At 65.2% G+C, this 16,054-nt stretch carries 15 protein-coding genes; 5 read left to right on the top strand and 10 right to left on the bottom strand.

Annotated elements, in window-relative coordinates; genetic code table 11:
- Positions 1-23: 23 nt before the first annotated feature.
- The 4 genes from G6N59_RS07590 to G6N59_RS07575 are packed head-to-tail and all read right to left on the bottom strand — an operon-like array spanning position 24 to position 5,642.
- On the bottom strand, positions 24-941 hold the full coding sequence (locus G6N59_RS07590) for a LysR family transcriptional regulator (RefSeq protein WP_138231562.1): 918 nt from the start codon (positions 939-941) through the stop codon (positions 24-26).
- A 12-nt stretch (positions 942-953) separates the two neighbouring features.
- Complete coding sequence (locus G6N59_RS07585; protein ID WP_138231561.1) at positions 954-3,338, bottom strand: CaiB/BaiF CoA-transferase family protein; 2,385 nt, start codon at positions 3,336-3,338, stop codon at positions 954-956.
- A 5-nt stretch (positions 3,339-3,343) separates the two neighbouring features.
- Entirely contained in the window at positions 3,344-4,537 is a 1,194-nt protein-coding gene (locus G6N59_RS07580; protein WP_138231560.1) for an acyl-CoA dehydrogenase family protein, read from the bottom strand.
- Position 4,538: 1 nt separating this feature from the next.
- On the bottom strand, positions 4,539-5,642 hold the full coding sequence (locus G6N59_RS07575; protein ID WP_138231559.1) for an acyl-CoA dehydrogenase family protein: 1,104 nt from the start codon (positions 5,640-5,642) through the stop codon (positions 4,539-4,541).
- 250 nt (positions 5,643-5,892) lie between these two features.
- On the opposite strand from G6N59_RS07575, the gene G6N59_RS07570 reads away from it, so the two are divergent.
- From G6N59_RS07570 to G6N59_RS07560, 3 genes are all read left to right on the top strand, one after another.
- Positions 5,893-7,365 carry an acetyl-CoA acetyltransferase gene (locus G6N59_RS07570; protein ID WP_138231558.1) on the top strand — a complete coding sequence of 491 codons (1,473 nt, stop codon included), beginning with the start codon at positions 5,893-5,895 and terminating at the stop codon, positions 7,363-7,365.
- Between the two features lie 140 nt (positions 7,366-7,505).
- Positions 7,506-7,688, top strand: a complete 183-nt coding sequence (locus G6N59_RS07565) for a hypothetical protein (RefSeq protein WP_138231557.1) — start codon at positions 7,506-7,508, stop codon at positions 7,686-7,688.
- Positions 7,689-7,759: 71 nt separating this feature from the next.
- Positions 7,760-8,134 (top strand): DUF4345 domain-containing protein, encoded by a 375-nt coding sequence (locus G6N59_RS07560; RefSeq protein ID WP_268815812.1) that lies wholly within the window; start codon positions 7,760-7,762, stop codon positions 8,132-8,134.
- 90 nt (positions 8,135-8,224) lie between these two features.
- Here the strand turns inward: G6N59_RS07560 and G6N59_RS07555 are convergent, their stop codons facing one another.
- On the bottom strand, positions 8,225-9,340 hold the full coding sequence (locus tag G6N59_RS07555) for an Rv3169 family protein (protein ID WP_138231556.1): 1,116 nt from the start codon (positions 9,338-9,340) through the stop codon (positions 8,225-8,227).
- Complete coding sequence (locus G6N59_RS07550; RefSeq protein ID WP_138231555.1) at positions 9,340-10,497, bottom strand: phosphotransferase family protein; 1,158 nt, start codon at positions 10,495-10,497, stop codon at positions 9,340-9,342. Before G6N59_RS07550 ends, G6N59_RS07555 begins: the two co-directional genes overlap by 1 nt.
- Before the next feature lie 44 nt (positions 10,498-10,541).
- Here G6N59_RS07550 and G6N59_RS07545 point away from each other — a divergent pair, with 44 nt between their 5' ends.
- Positions 10,542-11,150, top strand: coding sequence for a TetR/AcrR family transcriptional regulator (locus G6N59_RS07545; RefSeq protein ID WP_138231554.1), 609 nt, complete (start codon positions 10,542-10,544; stop codon positions 11,148-11,150).
- A gap of 392 nt (positions 11,151-11,542) precedes the next feature.
- Here the strand turns inward: G6N59_RS07545 and G6N59_RS07540 are convergent, their stop codons facing one another.
- The 4 genes from G6N59_RS07540 to G6N59_RS07525 all read right to left on the bottom strand — a co-directional run bounded on the left by G6N59_RS07540 (position 11,543) and on the right by G6N59_RS07525 (position 14,985).
- Positions 11,543-12,022, bottom strand: a complete 480-nt coding sequence (locus tag G6N59_RS07540) for a hypothetical protein (protein WP_138231553.1) — start codon at positions 12,020-12,022, stop codon at positions 11,543-11,545.
- A complete protein-coding gene (locus G6N59_RS07535) occupies positions 12,019-12,990 on the bottom strand; it encodes a hypothetical protein (protein ID WP_138231552.1) in 972 nt (323 codons plus the stop codon). The genes G6N59_RS07540 and G6N59_RS07535 overlap by 4 nt, the downstream gene beginning before the upstream one ends.
- A 130-nt stretch (positions 12,991-13,120) precedes the next feature.
- On the bottom strand, positions 13,121-14,356 hold the full coding sequence (locus G6N59_RS07530; protein ID WP_234884317.1) for a hypothetical protein: 1,236 nt from the start codon (positions 14,354-14,356) through the stop codon (positions 13,121-13,123).
- A gap of 2 nt (positions 14,357-14,358) precedes the next feature.
- Positions 14,359-14,985, bottom strand: coding sequence for an MspA family porin (locus tag G6N59_RS07525; RefSeq protein ID WP_138231645.1), 627 nt, complete (start codon positions 14,983-14,985; stop codon positions 14,359-14,361).
- A gap of 357 nt (positions 14,986-15,342) precedes the next feature.
- Here G6N59_RS07525 and G6N59_RS07520 point away from each other — a divergent pair, with 357 nt between their 5' ends.
- Entirely contained in the window at positions 15,343-16,014 is a 672-nt protein-coding gene (locus G6N59_RS07520) for a Crp/Fnr family transcriptional regulator (protein WP_138231551.1), read from the top strand.
- Positions 16,015-16,054 lie beyond the last annotated feature (40 nt).

Here is a 16,054-nt window from a genome sequence, read left to right as displayed (position 1 = left end):
ACGTAACGGCGAGAGTGGGACCATCAGAGCTCGGCGAGGCTGGTGACGAGCTGCTCGACGACCGCTTCGACTTCGGCGGGGTCGGCCAGCCGGTCCGGCGCCCAGGCCAGCGCGATTTTGGCCGGCGCCCAGGTGCTTTCATCGATCGGGATCAGCTTGAATTCGGGCGGCGAGAAGATGCGGCCGAGTGCCGATGCCGGTGCATAGCTGACCAGCGCGACGAGATAGCGATTGAACACGTGGCTGGCCATCTCCAGCTCGCCGCCCAGCTGACCGAGCGTCCGCACGATGCGCGTGACGCCGCGCTCGTTGAGGCCCCGGGTCATCTGGGCCAGCACGATCGGATTGGGCCTGGCGAAATCGATCACGACGTCGCGGTCGCGGAGGTCCTCGATGGCGATGATGTCATTGGTGGCCAATGGATCGTCGAACCGCACCGCCGCCGCGCCCGGATAGCTGGCCACGACGCGATGACGTATGCGTTTGTCCGCGGACGGCAAGTGGATCAGGCCGAGGTCGACGTGCCCAGAGACGAGTTTGGCGATGACCTCCGCCGCCGACCCGGGCATGCTGTACTCGGTGGGCATCGCCAGGCCGGCCACTGCCTGCTCGAACCTGGACAGGAAATCCGATGGTGCGTAGGCGGTCGCCCCGATACGAATGGGATTGGTCGCCTGCGTGATTCGTGACGCGGTGGCCTTCAGGTCCTCGACCCGGCGCAGGATGTCGCGTGCCGGTTCCAGCAGCTGCGCGCCCAGCGGTGTCAGGCGGACCTCGTGGTACGTCCGCTCGAACAGCTCCCCACCGAGTTCGCGCTCCAGTAGCTTGATCTGCTTGCTCAGCGGCGGTGGGGTGATCATCAACCGGTCGGCGGCGCGTTTGAAGTGCAGCTCTTCCGCGACAGCGACGAAGTAGCGAAGCCGGGTGAAGTCGATTTCCATTGCGGGTGTCGGCTACCGTCCCGAATGTGCCGCTGCCGCAGGTACTTCGAGCACGCCGCGGGTAATGAGTTCGTCGATCATGTCGTCGTCCAGCCCGAGCAGTTCGGCCGCGACCTCGCGAGTCTGCTCCCCGAGCAGCGGCGCCTGCCCCAGCGGGGGATCCGGGATGAGGTCAGCATGGATTTGCACGTTCTCCATCATGAACGGTGCCGCGCCGTGCGGATGCAGTTCCTCGCGGAATGCCCGGCGCTCCACGTAGTAATCCCAGGTGGGGACCTCGGCGGCATGCAGCACGGCCCCGGCAGGCACACGCGCGGCCTGCAACTGAGCCATCGCGTCCACCGGGGTGCGCTGAGAGGTCCATGCGCTGAGTGCCTCATCGATCCGTGCGCGCTGACGGTCCCGCCCGCCGCGCGAACCCAGCTCGGCATCGGCGCCGAGGTCGGGCCGGTCGATCACCGTGCACAGGGCGGACCAGTCGGTGTCATCGCGGACCGTCACGGCGATCCAGGTGTCCTCACTCGCGCCCGGAAACAGGCCCCATGGCGCGTCGTGTGCCGGCTGGTCGTCGGGAACATGACCACGACTTGTCAGCACCGCGCCGGCGATGTCGTCGGCCAGGTGACTGAGCATCACTTCGGCCTGGGCAATGCTCGCCGCGCCACCGCCGCCGCTGCGTTCGCGGCGCAGCAGCAGCGCAAGCGCACTCAGCGCGCCGATCCGCGCAGCCACGTGATCGGGGTACACGGTGACGGTGTCGCAGAAGGCATCCGGATCGTCGGGGTACGTCCACAAGTCGGTGAAGCCCGCCGCGGCACGGACCAACGGGCCGTAGCCGAGTCGCTTCGCCCACGGCCCGGTGGGTCCGTAGGCCGAGCTGTCGACGACGACGATGCCCGGATTGATCTGCTGCAGCGTGGCGAAGTCCATGCCCAGTGCGGCCGCCACACCGGGTTTGAAGTTGCTCAAGACGACGTCGGACTGCGCGACCAGTCGGTGTGCCAACACCCGGCCTTCGTCGGACCGGAGGTCGATGCCGATCGACCGTTTGTTCCGGTGGCCTGCGGCGTAGGCCTGCGTCATGCGGGTGAGGCTGATCCGCAACCCGTCCGGGAAGGCCGAATTCTCGATTTTGACCACGTCCGCGCCGAGATCGGCGAACAGCCGGCCGGTGTCACTGCCGACGACGATGACGCCGAGGTCCAGTATGCGCAGCCCCTCCAGCGGCAGCCCCAGACCGCCGCGGTCGCGCGTGGTGAGCGTGGGCGCGTCGCGGAGTCGGCGACGGCTCGGTGTCTTGATGTTCAGCCCGCTGGCCCGGTGCCCGTCGATCTCCACCACGCCGACCGGCACCGGTGCGCTCAGGCCAGGGGAGAGCTCTGTCTCGCGGAAGAAGCCGCGCGCCGCAACCTGTTCCGTGGACAGCGACTCGGCCAGGCTCAGCACCGCCGCCGTCGGCACCCCGTGCCGTTGCCCCGCGAGTTCCAGTTCCGCGCGGGTCTTGTCGGAACAGAACTGCTCGATGGCCCCGAACAAGGTCGCGGATGCGAAACGCTCGCGGAGACTGTTGAATTTCGGATCGGCGAACTCCTCGGGGCGCCCCATCCAGTTGAACATGCCCTGCCACTGGCGCTTTGCCAGGACACAGATGCGGATGTGGCCGTCCTTGCATTTGATGATCGGGTAGCGCTGCTGCTCGGCGATCCAGTCCCGTTTCTGTTCGCTGATCGGTACACCCGCGGCGGCGCTGCCCGCCGTGCCGAACGGCGGGTCGAGGGTCTGCATCGCCCCTTCGAGTACGGAGAAATCGATGAGATCGCCGGTGCCCGTGCGTAACCGGTCCAGAAACACGCACAGTGTGAAGAAGGCGGCCTGGGCTGCGGCGACGTGATAGGGCAGGTCCGCGCTCGGCGGCACCAGCGGTGCCTGGCCCGGGATTCCCGAGCGGGACAGCTCGCTGGTCAACGCGTGCAGTACGGGCGTGGTGGCCTGCCAGTTGCGATAACGCGTGTCGCGCCCGAAGTCGCTGACGGACAGGATGACCAGTGACGGATGGTCAGCATGAATTTGCTTGACCGCCAACGACTCTTCGGCCACCGACCCGGGGCGCGTGTTCTCGATGAGGATGTCCGCTGTCGCCAGCATGTCCGCCCATGACTGCTGTCCGGCCGGTGTCGACGGATCGATCTCCACCGTGGGGCTGCCATGGCGGTTGATGGCCGTGCCGATGGGCACCCCGTCGACGCGTGGTCCGGTGGTGTCTGCCGCGGTCACGCCGGCCAGGTGCACGGACGTCACGTGGGCACCGAGATCGGCCAGAAGCCGGCCGATGGCCGTGATGGGTCCGGCGGTCAGGTCGAGAATCTCGATCCCCGAGAGCGGTGGGTCGTAGGCCACGTTCGTCAACTGCGCCGCGCTTGCCGGAACGGGATGTCTCGGTCGGTCTCGGGTTCCTTCGCGAGCCCCAGTACGCGTTCGCCGATGATGGTGCGCTGGATCTGGTCGGTGCCGCCGCCGATCGAGGTGAAGAACGCGTTGAGGGACAGGAAGTTGACGTCGTCGGCCTCCGGGTTGTCGGAACCCGCCAACAGTGACTCGGTACCGATGATCTCGGTCTTCAACGCCGCTTCCGAGTGCAGGATTCGTGACATCGCGAGTTTGCCGAGCGACATGATCGAACTCGACGTGCCCTGGCTGGTGGCCGCTTTGGCGCGAAGGTTGTTGAGCCGGTTGAGTTCCCGCAGGGCCAGGACGTTCGCCAGCTTCTCCCGCACGACGGCGTCGTCGAGGCGTCCGTGGTCCCGCGCCAGTTCGATGAGGCTGTCGGCCTTGGACTTGTTGCGTGACCCGCGGCCGCCGTCGCCCATGATGGAGCGTTCGTACGCGAGAGCGGTCTGCAGCACCCGCCACCCATTGCCCTCTCCACCAATGAGATTCGCGTGCGGCACGCTCGCGTCGGAGATGAACACCTCGTTGAAGTGTGCCTCGCCGGTGATCTGGACCAGTGGCCGTACCTCGATGCCGGGCTGACGCATCGGGATGATGAAGTAGCTCATGCCCTTGTGCTTGGGCACATCCCAGTCGGTGCGCGCGATCAGCAGACCGTACTCGGACGTCGCCGCGCCCGAGGTCCACACTTTCTGCCCGTTGACCACCCAGCGGTCGCCGTCGCGCACCGCGGTGGTGCTCACTGCCGCCAGGTCGGAACCGGCGCCGGGCTCGCTGTAGAGCAGGCAGGTGCGGGCCGCTCCGGTCAGAAAATTATGCAGCAGTTCGTGTTTCAGCTCGTCGGACCCGAATGCGAACAGCGTGTTCGCGGGGATGTTGTGCTTGTCCTGGCAGGCGCCGGGGGCCTTGACGGCGCGGAACTCCTGCTGGATGACGGCCGCGAGCTTGCTCGGGTAGCCGCGCCCGAACCATTCGGCCGGATAAGTCGGCACGGCATATCCGGCGTCGAGAACCTTTCCCCGCCAGGCGATTTCCTCGGGCGAGCTGACCCAGGGATCGTCCGTTGGCGGCAGTGCGGTCCAGTTCTGCGCGAGCCAGTCACGCACCTCGGTGCGCAGGTCGTCGTCCGTCGGTGCGGCGATGGTCATGTCAAGCCCCTTTCGAGGCGAGGTAGCGCTCACGGTGATCACGTGAGCTGCCGAACAGTTGGCGGCCGGAGCGCGCCCGGCGCAGGAACAAGTGGGCGGGGTGCTCCCAGGTGAAGCCGATGCCGCCGTGCATCTGGATCGATTGCATGGCGGTGGTGTGATAGGCGTCCGCACAAGCGAATCCGGCCAACGCTACGGGACCGTCGGCGCCCGCCGGATCGGCATCGAATTGCGCGGCGGCGTACTGCGCGGCCGAGGTGGCGGATTCGACCTCCAGCAGCAGGTCGGCCGCCATATGCTTGATTGATTGGAAGCTGCCGATGGGCCGGCCGAATTGGATGCGGGTCTTGAGGTATTCGACGGTGATGTCGAACAGCCGGCGAGTGCCGCCGACCTGTTCCCCTGCCAGGGCAATGACCGTGAGGGACAGGGCATGTTCGACGGCGGCCCAGCCGCCGCTGCCGATGCGACGCGCCGGGGTTTGACGGAAGGCATAGGTCGACAGCCGGACCGTGGGATCGAAAACTGTTGCGGCGGTCCGGTCGAAGCCGGGTGCATCGACGGGAACCTCGAAGAGTGCGATGCCCTCTTCGGGTTTCGCAACGACGATGACGACGTCGGCGATCTGCCCGTCCAGTACGTAGTGTGCGCTGCCGGTGAGGCGGTACTCCGCATCCTGCTGGACTGCCTGTACCGCGACACCGTCGGGCGCCCACGTGCCACGGGGCCCGGTGGCCGCCACGGTTCCGATCGACGAACCGTCGGCCAACCCGGGCAAGAGCCGCGCCTTGTCGTCGTCGCTGCCGGCGGCCTGAATCAGTGCCGTGGCGAAGACCGCACTCGAGAGGAACGGGGCGGGCAGCAAGGCCGCGCCCGTCGCCTCGGCGACGGCCTCCAACTCCTGCGCGCCCAACCCGACGCCGCCGTAATCGGGGTCGATGATCAACCCCGCCACGCCCTGGGCAGCCAGCTTGTTCCATAGATCGCGATCGAAGCCCTCGTCAGTGCGCATGACGCGGCGCACGTCGGCTTCGGTGCAATGCTCACGGAGCAGGTCTCTCACGGCTGCGGCGAGTTCGGCGCGTTCAACCACGCTCATTGTCATGTGTTCACCCTTCGGCATGTCAGGTCTATGCACCGTGTCAGTTCCATGCAATGGCGTCGCCGCCGCCCTGTAAATCGCATTGTGCGACACCTGTACGTTTCCGTTGGGGACATTTGCGGTACCGGACGGCGACTGGATGTCCCGAACGCTCATGTGTGGGTTTCCGTGCTGGTCGTTTACAGTGCCGCCCGGATGCCGCCAATGTGGAGGTATCCCGGAGAAGGGTCCGGCGCCAGAAGAGGAAATATCAGTGTCACTTGATCCCAGAACCCCGGTGCTCGTCGGCTATGGCCAGGTCAACCAGCACGACGAGAACCCGGGTTGCGAGCCGGTCGACCTGATGGAAGCGGCGGCCCGGGCTGCCGCCGATCCGCGCGTCCTCGAGGCGGTCGACGCCGTCCGGATCGTCAACCTGCTGTCGGTGCGCTACCGGGACCCCGGTCTGCTGTTGGCTCAGCGCATCGGCGCACCTGACGCCGCGACTCGGTACACCCCGGTCGGCGGCAACGTGCCGCAGTCCCTGGTGAACCAGGCCTGCCTGGACATCCAGCAGGGCCGCACCGAGGTGGTGCTGATCGCCGGTGGCGAAACCTGGCGTACCCGCAGCCGTTTGAAGGCCCGCGGCGAGCGACTGGCCGGCACCGAGCAGGACGAGTCTGTGCCGCTCGCGCCCAGCGATCCCGAGTTCACCATGGCCGGTCCCGCCGAACTGCGGATCGGTCTGGTGGCCCCGTCGCATGTGTACCCGATGTTCGAGCAGGCGTTGCGGATCGCCGCGGGAGAGACGTCGGACGAGCACCGCCGCCGGATCGGCGAGCTGTGGTCGCGGTTCAGTCAAGTGGCACAAGGTAATCCGCATGCCTGGAGTCGGGAAGCCGTTTCCGCCGAAGAGATCTGGCAGCCCGGCCCGGACAACCGGATGATCAGCTGGCCGTACACCAAGCTGATGAACTCCAACAACATGGTCGACCAGGGCGCGGCTCTCATCCTCACCTCCGTGGGCAAGGCGGAGGAACTGCAGATACCAAGGGAACGGTGGGTTTTCCCGTATGCGGGGACCGACGCCCACGACACCTATCTGATCGGGGAGCGCGCGAGCTTCTCGGGGTCACCGGCGATTCGGATCGCGGGCCGCCGGGTGCTGGAGCTGACGGGGCTCGGTATCGACGATATCGACGCAGTCGACGTGTACTCCTGCTTCCCGTCGGCGGTGCAGGTCGCGGCGCGCGAGTTGGGCCTGGCGCTCGACGATCCGGCGCGTCCGCTGACCGTCACCGGCGGCCTGACCTTCGCCGGCGGCCCGTGGAACAACTACGTCTCGCATTCCATCGCCACCATGGCCGAACGGCTCGTCGCCGATCCGGGCCAGGTCGGGCTCATCACCGCCAACGGTGGGTACCTGACCAAGCACAGCTTCGGCGTTTACAGCACCGAGCCGCCCGCGCAGGAATTCCGTTGGGAGGACGTGCAATCGGCGGTCGATGCGGAGCCGACGGTGGTGGCCGAGAACGACTGGTCGGGTACCGGGACCATCGAGACGTGGACGACGCCGGTGACGCGGGAGGGTGCGCCCGAGAAGGTTTTTGTCGCCGTCCGCACTCCGAACGGCGGCCGAGCGTTGGCGGTGATCACCGATGCGTCGCAGGCCGAGGCCAGCACTCGCGAGGATCTCGCCGGGGCCGCCGTGACGGTCAAGCCGGACGGCACCGCGGGACTGGAGTAAGCAGGGGGCGAACTCCGACACCGCTGCGGGAATAGATTGACGACCTCCGTCGCTGAACGTGAGCACTAGAGCTGACGTTGCTCGTCGCCCAGGAAGTGCGGTCTCACAAGCATCGTCGGAGTTCGTGAAGGGAAACCGCGATGGCCACCGACTCTGCTTCTGTTGGCTTTAACCCCGCCGCGGCCGCGATGCACTGGTGGTCGGACATGACCGCAGCGATGGCGACCCGGATGCATCTGGCCACGAAAGTGCGTCAGCCGGAGACTTTTCGTCACCGGGCGTTCGAACAGGCCGCCACCGAGCGCGAAATGTGGCGGCTCTGAACCGTTTCGCGTGACGGCATGACTCGCGTGCGTCATGCTGGTTGCCTCGCCATCGTCGTCAGGAGGTAACGGTGTCAGTCGCTGCGAACGTCGTGGTGGGCATCAACGCGGTGTTTTTCGCGGGCATGGGTGTGCGGGCCCTCACCGCGCCGGCGCAGATGCTGCGCCCTTTCGGAATCACGTTGGGTGACGCGGCATCTCGTGCCGAGGTGCGTGCGGTCTACGGCGGTTTCGGGCTGGCCATCGCCGTCATCCTGGGGTACGCGATCAGCGCGCCGGAGCAGGTGCGCACCGGCATCCTGCTGGCCGTGAGCGCGGCATTAATCGGCATGGCGTTCGGGCGGGTGTGTTCGGCGGTCGCCGGCGACCGAACGTCGTTCTACCCCAACTGGTTCTACGGATTGGTCGAAGTGATCTTGGCGGCGTCCCTGTGGTGGGCCGGCTAGCGTGAGCCACCTCCCGCTTGCGGGAGAACACAAATGTCCCCGGCACACCGTTGTACCGAGGACATTTCTGTTTGCCCGTGACGAGCAAAACTAGGGGGCCATGGTCAGCCAGTCCGGGAAGCCCGACGGATCGTGCCGGCCCAGCGCGCCGTGCTCGAACAGACCCCAGCCTTCGGCCGGTGGTTTGTTGCCCTCATGGCACACCGCACGACCGACATGGTCGATGACGCCGAAGCCGGAGCGGGCGATGATCCCGGGGTCGGTCATGTCGTAGGTGAGTCGTTCGGTGAAGTTCTCACCTTTCCACGTGCCGTGTAGCCAGTCTGCGTCGCCGCCGTAGCCGCCGCCCACGTGAATCGGCACGGGCAGCTTGGATTCCACATCGAAGCGGACGGGTGTGCCGTCCAGTGCCGTCGCTTCGATGGTGGCCCCGGTGGGGATGCGGGTACCGGAGACGTAGTGAATCTTCACCCGCGGCCAGCCCAGCTGCTCAACCCGGCCGTCCTTCCACACGCGGCTGCAGTCGTTGAGCGAGCGGAAGCCGTCGGGGGCCTCTTGGATGATCATCACGAGCGAGAACTCATCGAACGCGAGCGGTACGTACAGCCACCACATGCCCTCGAACGGCGGATCGGCCGGGCGGCCGGCGGGCTCGGCTTCACCGACGGGGCGGATGCCCCACGAGCGGTCCCTGGAACCGATCCACGTGTCGGGGCTGACCTTGATCTCTTCGCCATCGATGGCGAGAGAGCCGCTCCAGGAACCCAATTGGGCGAAGCGCTGGGCATCTAACGTCACCCGGTTGCCCTGGCGCATGAGGTGCGGCTGCTCCTGCACGACGTCGAACAGGCCGTTCCACGTCAGGTCGGCGGCGATGCCCTCGGTTTCGTCGAGCACGATGCGCACCTGGTGCAGCGGCTCGGTGACCTCGATGCGGTAGCCCACGACGTGCTGGTTCAGCCGGTCCTGATCGATCGCGTCGGACAGGTGCACGGCGGTCTGGGTATCACCGCGGCGGACCAGGAAGTAGGCGTCTTTCACGCCGAGGTTGGGGTAGTAGCCCATTCCGGTGATGACAAAGATGTCGCCGGTGCGGTCGTGGGCGTTGAAGTAGCAGCGGTCGTAGAAGTTTCGGTCGCTGGACCCGGGCCACGCGATGGGCTGCGGGACCTGGTGGACCGGATATTCATCCATGGGGCCGAGCATCAGGCAGTTCCTTCCAGGAGCTTCTCCAGCAGTGACTTGTGGTAGAAGAGCGACTCGAGGTCGTCTGGCTGTTCCATCTCGCCGAAGTGCACCCGCCGCGCACCGGTGCGCATGAACACGCAACACCACACCACGGCGGAGTAGATGTAGAACCAGTGCAGATCACCGACCTCGACGCCGGTGAATTTCTCGTAGGTCGCGCGCACATCTTCTTCGCGCAGCACATCTGGCAGGCCGGGCAGCCCAGCCAGACCGCAAAGTTCCTGGAACACCTTGTGCGCGAAGATGATCCACGAGACGTCGAACTCGCGGGGGCCGACGGTAGCCATTTCCCAGTCCAGCACCGCGGACGGCCGGAAGTCCTGGTACATCACATTGCCGATGCGCGAATCACCCCACACCAGAACCGATTCGGACGCCGCGACGTCCTCGGGGAAGTTCTCCTCCAGCCAGACGAGGGCCCGCTCGACCAGCGGTGAGCGGCCCAGGCCCGACGCCGCGAACTGGTACCAGTCCTTGAGCCAACCGAAGTGTCGCCGCAAGGCGGTGTCGCCGGGCGGGTCGATCTCTTGGAGGAAACCGAAGGTCTTGTCGGCATCGGGGATCGAGTGCAGCTTGGCGATGGCCTCGACGGTGCTGTCCTGCAGGGTGCGCTGCTGTTCGGGGGTGGCGTCGGCGAACCAGTTGCCGCCGAAGGTGTACGGCATGACGTCCGGCGGGACCACACCGTCGACACAGTCCATCAGAAAGAACGGTGAACCGAGCACCTCTCCCGTGTTCTCCAGCCAGCGGACGCGGGGGACCGGCACGTCAGTGAGCTCGCCGGCCAGCCGCATGACATCGAACTGGTGGTCCAGGCGGTAGGAGGAGAATACGGGAACGTCCTCGGTGGTCGGCGCGACCCGAGCGACCCATTTCTGCTCCACCGGCGTGCCGTCCTCGGTCCAGCGGCCGGTGAGAATGATTGTTTCCGAAGACATTCCGTTGGAGTCCACACCGCTCTCGACGGTGATGTCGGGCTTGATGCCACCTTCCATCACGGTGGACAACCACTGTGACAGGATGTCCGGAACTGTTGTCACGTCGCGGCTGGAGCGCTGAATATGGTCGACGTTCGTTTCGACCGTGACGGAGCCTTCCGCCGGTTGGTTCGGCACTGAACCTTCCTTCCCGAGGTAATTACGATACGATGCGTAGCGTTATGAAATCAGACCTGCAACCGCTTGACAAGCCCTCCGGTGCGGGGCGTCCTCGCGATCCACGGATCGATGCCGCCGTACTGGCCGCTGCCGCCGCGCTACTGCCCGAAGTCGGGTACGCCAACCTGACGATGGCGGCGATCGCCGAACGTGCGGGAACCACGAAGACGGCCCTGTACCGCCGCTGGTCGAGCAAGGCGGAGTTGGTGCATGAAGCGGCCTTCCCGACGTCGCCCACGGCGCTCGCCACCCCGGAAGGGGACATCGTCGGCGACATCCGCGCCATGATCGCCGCGGCGCGTGACGTGTTCACCAGCCCCGCCGTGCGGGCGGCACTGCCCGGCCTGATGGCGGACATGAGCGCCGACGAGGAACTCAATACGCGGGTCGTCGCACGCTTCCACGGCCTGTTCGACGTGGTGCGAGTCCGGCTTGAGCACGGCATCGAACGCGGCGAGGTCCAGGCTGATGTCAAGCCCGAACGGCTGATCGAAATCATCGGTGGGGCAACGATGTTGCGGATGTTGCTACATCCGGAGAGCGAACTCGACGAGCTTTGGGTCGACGAGACGGCGGCCATCGTCACGCACGGTGTGGTCAGCGGAGTTTGACACTGCCGGCGAGCTCCCGCTTCGAACCCCGGCTTGCGCCGTGAAACCAATTCTGACCCGAGAACGCGTTTACGGCTCCGTAGTGGGGCTGGTCGTCCGATGGCCAGTAGAACTTCGCCGCATTTAGGAGTGGCTGGGAGCAACGGGTCGCGAGGGAATTTGGTGCGACCTTCTCGGGATATCCATTACCGCAGCCCGCAGCTGGGCGTCCACCGCCGGGTTCGCTCGCAACGGATACGCGGCAGAACTCGCCCGCCAATAACGCTCATTCCAGGGCGTGCGGGGTCGTGGTCACAGTTGAATCCGGCCTTTCACGGCCGTCACCAATCGCACTGCGCCGCGTCGCGACTCGTAGGTTGACTCGAGAGCACACGCATTTGAGGGAGGCCGGATTAAAGCTGTTCAATCTGATTGATACGCCAATCATTTTTCAGCTTGACCATGTTGAATCGAAATTCAACATTGGTGGGAACTTTATCGCGGCGCGTGGAGACCACAATGCTGGCACGCATATCTCTTTGAGCAGAAAATTCGCCGTACCCTAGAATTGTGACCTTGCCATTCTTGGCCAGATTCTCGACAATGTTCGTTTGGTAGGCTTCTCCTTTGTCTTGAATTCCCGCCAACACATAGCCAAAAGACACCTTCGACATGGCGTCAACGTCCGCATTGTTATACGCGGAAAAGTAATTTTTTATGACGGATTCTATGTCTTGCTGGTTCACACCTGTCACCGATTGTGTAGTAGTTGTCGGCGTCGCGGATTGTTCGGACGCCTGCTGTGGAGCACCACAGGCGCAACCTATGCACACAACCGCGACAGCGAGGGTGGCCACACGTCCCATGACCCTGTGGAGAAACACGCCGATCATGTTGTCAGAGCTCCTCGTGCGCATCCACCCCAGTCATTTCGAGGACCTTTGGTGTAGGTGGTAACAATGACCTTCGTGACCGGGTCGAAGACAACAACGGCGGTACCTCGACCATAATCATACTGGAATGAACCCAATGCAACGTTACTAGCTGCCTCCTCGATATTCGCATTCAACACGGCTGATACACACACAAACCAGTTTGTTGGGTCATTCCGAGGATCGTGATCCTCGGCAAGGTGGATAAAACTCGCTTGGGTGCACAGCACTTTGTATGCGATCTGCGTCTTTTCGAGCGTCCGCGTATCCGTCAACGTCCAACGCTCTATCTCACCACCGTAGCCAACTGCGTTGGCCGCCGACACCACGTCGTCAGGGCGGTCACCCAAACACGAAGTCATTTTCTGGTACAGATCGGTTTTCTTGTTCGCATCGTCGCACGAATCGAAGGGGTTCAGATCACCAGATTCAAAACAGCTGGCCTTCTGAATGCGCTCACTCCGCTGGTTCTGCTGCGGTTGTTCTCGAGGCTGGTGCTGGGTGGGTTGCGCTTGTGGTGTCTGCGGGGACACCGACTGCAGCGCTTGATGGTTGGGCTGTGGTTGTTGTTGCAGTGGGGCGTCGTAGTCCGGTGGTTGTTGGCCGTTGGCGGGCTGTAGTTGTTGGGGATTGCTCTGCTGGGAGTTGGGTTGTTGTTGCGCCGCTTGCGCGGGCTGTTCAGCGGGGTTGTTGATGTCGATGCCGTTGCCCTGGTACGGGGCCGGGTAGGAGCCGCCGTTGAATGGCGCTGGAGCGTCGGGCATTGCCGGTGGCTGCAGCGGGAAAGGTGGTCCGCCTCCGTTGCCGCCTGAGCCGCCTGATCCGCCGCCGGGGACGCTGGGTTGGGCGGTGGCTCCTGGTAATGCCGCAATAGTTGATCCGTGCTCATCGCGAGTCGTCGTGATGAGCGCGGCCAGCAGCAACGCCACGATCGAGACGATGGCGAGTACGTGTCGGTAGCCGCACGCACGCACCCTCGGTCGCTTCATCGGTGTCATCGCCGAATTCCCCTTTGAACCAATAACTCTGCGGGCGAACCAGTGCGAAACGCGCGTCGGCCTATTCGGGTCCGCCGGCCATGTTGGCCTTGGCCCAAGTGACTTCGTCGGAGGCGGTGCGGATGCAGGCGTCGTAGTCGTCGCCGGTTTGGCCGAACACCGTCACGCAAGAGATGGACATGTGCGCGAGTAGCCGGTCGTTGCAGGAGTCGACCGATGTGCGTGCGGGAGTGCCTGCGAGGCAGAGTTGTTGGGTTTGGCACGCGGCTACGAAGTTCGCGGCACGCCCGTCGCTGCTGGCGTAGGTGTCGGGGCCGCCTTGGCAGTGCCCGGAGTGGCGCTGCGCATAGACGGTGGGGTCAACACCGTCGGGTCGGTGTGCGCCCGACGGGTCGGTCACGTACCCGGTAGGAACCGGGGGAGTCACCGCGGCAGCGGGTGTTCCGGGCGGCAGGCCGCCCCAGTTGGTGGTTGGCGCGCCGGTGGTGGCCGCGTCGGAGGCCCGGTAGGACACGGTGATGGTGACAGGGAACGCGAAAATGCTTGTCGGGCCGAGATCGATGGTGAGGTTGGATTGTCCTGGCGGGAAGCCCGGCCCGAGCGTGGGGGTGACGCCGACGAGGGCTTGGTTGGCGTCGGTGGCGGCCGGGATGCTGAAGGTGCCGATGACGCGGGCCGGATTGCCCGGTGCGGCATCGGTTTCCACCAGCACCACGTTGTTGCCTTGTCGAAGATGCGTGGCTGCAGGCATTTTCACGCCAAAGGGGATCGTGGAAGCGGAGAACACGGTCTTGCGGGTCACGGTGATATCGACCCCGCCTCCGGCGTAAGGGATGACTTGATAGTCAACATCGTTGGAGCCGTAGATGGCGCCGCCGCCGGGTAGCCAGGCGGCCGGGCCCAGTGTGACTTCGCCGGGTAGGTGGATGGCGATCTGCCGGTTGGGGTGCGCGGTGGGGGCGAATATGCCGTCTTTGGCCCACATCGGTACCGTCGCCGCGCCGCGTTCGGCTTGGGCGGCCAGGGGCCGCTCCATGCCAGCGGTCTCACCTTGCGGGGTGGTGGACGAAACACGCGCGCCGCCAATCGGATTGACCCGGCCGGGATCTTCAGGCATGGGCCGCGACACCGGCACCGGTACGGGGGGCGGTGCCGGTGTCGCGGGATCCGCGCCGGCGGTGCCGGCGACGCTGACGGCACCGCCGACGCTGGTCATGGTGAGGCACACCGCTGCGGTGACCGCCGCCCGCCGACTAACGGACTGCCGCTGGTGTCCTGAACGCAATGCGGTTGCCACGATCACAAGTCCTTGGGTTCGCCGTAGAGGGTTTGGGTGTCGTTGCCGTTGTCGGTGCGCACCCGAATGGTGGTGTAGGACTGGATCTTCACCTGGCCACCACAGCCGTCGGCTTCGATGTTTTGATCGCGCAGGTTGGACACCGCGTGCATGCTGCGCAAGCTGATCCGGTCCATCGGAACCTGGGCCAGCCCACCGGGTTTCAACAACACTCGGATGTAGCCGCCGAGGTGTTCTTGTACCCCGAGGGTGGCCCCGGCCGAGGCGCCGGCGAAACCGCCTCCGCCACCACCACCGCCACCGGCGCCGCCTTGACCCTGCCCGTAGCCGCCGCCGTAGACCTGGCCGTTGATCTGCTGATACGGGTTGATCCCGATATCGGCGCCGACCTCGACACCGGGCGAGGAGTCGGTGCGGCACCCCACGAAATACCCGGATTCGAGTTGGGCGTCCTGAATCACCGCGCCGCCGGTGCCGGTAATGCGGGCTTCGGAGCGCAGCGTCACCCGCGCCTGCCAGGAGTTGGATGCCCCGGCGAGGTTGTCGATGTGGTTGATCACCTCGTTGGTGGTGTTCACGTCCACCACCCAGCCGTCATCGGTGACGAACTGCGTCCACCGGTCCGGCATCGGCTGCGGATCGGCGGCCGCGGTGCCGGCCGTCCACACGCACAAGGCTGCCGATACAGCGAACACTATGAGCGTCGCGGCGCCACGCCGCGACGGCTCTTGACGGCCGAGCATGCACAAATCCCCCCTTGTGAAGACCAGTCCTAAGCCCCCCGGCTTGCATGGTCTTTCACCGATGTCGCGAACTTTGGCATATGCGGACTGATACGTCAACCGGTAGCGTGTGTGGGGATGGCGAGCAAACCACCTACGTCAGCTAAGGAACGGTGGAGTGTGCTATTGCTAGCTGGCAAATGGTGACGGGGGCGCTGGGGGTGTCGATGGTAGGCGGATCGATTTCGGGTTGGCGGGTTTGGGATGAATGACATCTTGGCGCGCGCCAGCATTTTCCAAGACGTAGGGCCAGACGCTTTGGCCGCAGCGGTCGCGCAGCTTGACTGGGTGTCGTTTCCGCAGAGGCACAACGTGTTTCGCGAAGGGGATGCCGGCGACCGGCTCTACGTCATCACCGCCGGCCGGGTGAAAGTGGCCTGCGCAACGCGACACTCTGACAGCCTGATCGCCGTGCTGGGGCCCTCCGAGGTTTTCGGTGAACTTGCCCTCCTCGACCCGGGTCCGCGCACATCCACCGTCACCACAATCTCGGCCGTGCGGGCTGCGACGATGACTCGGCCAGCACTGCTGTCCTGGATACGCCAGGAACCCCAAGCAGCCGAACAGATGCTTCGCGTGCTGGCGCGGCGGCTGCGCCGGACCAACAACAAGCTGTGTGATCAGACGTTCAACGACGTCCCCGGGCGCCTGGCCACACTGCTACTGGACCTGGCGAACCGATTCGGCGAGTCGGACAACGGCACACTGCGCGTCGACCACCAGCTCAACCAGAACGAACTTGCTCAGCTCGCCGGCTCGACCCGCGAATCAGCCAACAAGGCTCTTGCTTCGTTCGTCGATCGAGGCTGGATCCGCATACACGGCAAGGTGGTCAGCATTGTTGATCCAGCAGCACTGGCCAAGCGCGCCAGATGATCTCCTGCGAATAATCACCAAACTGACACTCGGCACCGTC

It is taken from the genome of Mycolicibacterium aubagnense (assembly GCF_010730955.1).
GTDB classification, from domain to species: Bacteria; Actinomycetota; Actinomycetes; order Mycobacteriales; family Mycobacteriaceae; genus Mycobacterium; species Mycobacterium aubagnense.
The sequence above is the reverse complement of the archived record's forward strand: the minus strand, read 5'-3'. Positions and strand labels throughout refer to the sequence as shown.

Bases quoted from the DNA above. Each gene is read 5' to 3' on its own strand.
- G6N59_RS07575 (WP_138231559.1), bottom strand. From the start codon at position 5,642: ATGACAATGAGCGTGGTTGAACGCGCCGAACTCGCCGCAGCCGTGAGA.
- G6N59_RS07590 (WP_138231562.1), bottom strand. From the start codon at position 941: ATGGAAATCGACTTCACCCGGCTTCGCTACTTCGTCGCTGTCGCGGAA.
- G6N59_RS07520 (WP_138231551.1), top strand. From the start codon at position 15,343: ATGAATGACATCTTGGCGCGCGCCAGCATTTTCCAAGACGTAGGGCCA.
- G6N59_RS07580 (WP_138231560.1), bottom strand. From the start codon at position 4,537: ATGACCATCGCCGCACCGACGGACGACGACCTGCGCACCGAGGTGCGT.
- G6N59_RS07545 (WP_138231554.1), top strand. From the start codon at position 10,542: ATGAAATCAGACCTGCAACCGCTTGACAAGCCCTCCGGTGCGGGGCGT.
- G6N59_RS07565 (WP_138231557.1), top strand. From the start codon at position 7,506: ATGGCCACCGACTCTGCTTCTGTTGGCTTTAACCCCGCCGCGGCCGCG.
- G6N59_RS07555 (WP_138231556.1), bottom strand. From the start codon at position 9,340: ATGCTCGGCCCCATGGATGAATATCCGGTCCACCAGGTCCCGCAGCCC.
- G6N59_RS07540 (WP_138231553.1), bottom strand. From the start codon at position 12,022: ATGATCGGCGTGTTTCTCCACAGGGTCATGGGACGTGTGGCCACCCTC.
- G6N59_RS07525 (WP_138231645.1), bottom strand. From the start codon at position 14,985: ATGCCGGACCGGTGGACGCAGTTCGTCACCGATGACGGCTGGGTGGTG.